Consider the following 1,623-nt stretch of genomic DNA (forward strand, 5'->3'; position numbering starts at 1 on the left):
ATTTCGTACTTGAAAAGATTGGAAGAAAATTCTATTTTAGTTTTTATTTGTCCAACTTTAAGGAAAAAATCAATTTTCACAGAACTAAAAAGAAAGCTCTTTGAAGAAAATCTTTATCTCTCTGAAAACAAAGAACTTTTAACTTTTGTAACTAAAAATAATAAGCACATTCTAATTCAAAGTTGGAATGAAATTCTTGAACCAATTAAAAATCTGCTGAAAGAAAATCAAGATGAAAGATTGGTTTCGGATGTTGATCAAATTATTGGATTTTGTGAAGTAATTGATAAAAATTCATTCATTCCATTAACCGAAAATGACCTTTCTCCAGAAATTGGTAGACGAATAAACAGTTATTATTTTTTAATTGATGAAGTTTTGAATGAATTTTCCAAAAATGAAAAATATAGACAAGATAAATTAACGGAAGGGAAACCAAGATATGGTTACGGATTTGTAAAATATCGAAAATACGGAGATTTAACATTTGCTTTTGGTCTTAATTATACAAATTGGAACGAATTTGCAGACACACCTTTTTGGATAAAAGTTACAGAACAAGATTTTGGACAATCTATAGAATTTAGAAACAAAATCTATAGAATTGCACCACAATTAAAAAACCAAATCTTTGAAACCAATTTGGGTGGAATTTATTATCCTATTTACCCTACTCTTTTTGAAGACAAAGAAAAAGTTGTCAAAGATATGGCGGAACAAATTATAGAAGTTTGTGAAAAATTGCAATAAGAAACCTTCTGCTAACATAGTATTTGCAAAAGGCGGGGTTTAGTGCAGGGTTGAAAATTTAGTTATTTTTAGTCGCTCCTGCTTTTCCGTATTACATTTTTTCTTAGTTTAGCAATACGGGAAAAGCATCCGCTTCGATTGGTCGAAATTGAACTTTTCAGTCCAATTTAGTCCGCCCTTCGCAAATACTTTTTCCGTTAGCAGAAATTATTAAAAAATCGCACATGAAATTTAAAACATTTTCTTCATTAATTCTTTTTTCAGTATTTACAAGCTGTTCTGTAGGATTTGCAACGAGAGTCGATCAACTTAAACCTATTCAAGACTATTCTACTGATAATATATCAATAAACTCTTCAAAAGCTACTGATGCAATAATAACATTCTTAAATGATGAAACGGTAAATACTAAGATTCAAGCTTTAAGAAACTTAAATGGAAGTATGGATCCTTCTACTGTAACTTCATATATTGCAATTTATGATAAAAACGGTAAAAGAAATTTTATCAGAAATAGTGTTATAAAAAAAATGATTATAACAGACTACAAAAAAAACAAAAGAACATTTATTAATAGAAAAAACCACCCTAACTCTCTCCAGGAATTAATTTATGATGGGAAAATAAAATGGTTTGTAGAATACGGAAATAACATGTACGACCATAGCACCCAAATTTTCAACTATTTTGTAAATGAAAATGATGTAGAAATTAGGGTTGCACCACTGAACAACATGAAAAATAAACTCAAAGAATTAACAATACTTGAATTCAACTTATAAATGCAACTTTTTGGGTGCGGATAATAAGCAATAAAAACATTTATTTTTCAGAGAGGAAAGAGAGACAATGTCCCCCTTTCTCTCACTCTGA

General features: G+C 29.1%; 2 protein-coding genes. Both read left to right on the top strand.

Features of this window, described 5'->3' with window-relative positions; genetic code table 11:
• On the top strand, window positions 1-750 hold a 750-nt coding region (locus VQ048_RS12110), incomplete at its 5' end, for a hypothetical protein (RefSeq protein ID WP_327611916.1).
• Window positions 751-974: 224 nt separating this feature from the next.
• A complete protein-coding gene (locus VQ048_RS12115) occupies window positions 975-1,532 on the top strand; it encodes a hypothetical protein (protein ID WP_327611917.1) in 558 nt (185 codons plus the stop codon).
• The last annotated feature ends 91 nt before the right edge of the window (window positions 1,533-1,623 follow it).

It is taken from the genome of Bergeyella anatis, assembly GCF_036016955.1.
In the GTDB taxonomy this organism is placed as follows: Bacteria; Bacteroidota; Bacteroidia; order Flavobacteriales; family Weeksellaceae; genus JAYWXI01.

Excerpts from the sequence above, each read along its gene's own strand:
- VQ048_RS12115 (WP_327611917.1), top strand. The coding sequence starts at position 975 with ATGAAATTTAAAACATTTTCTTCATTAATTCTTTTTTCAGTATTTACA.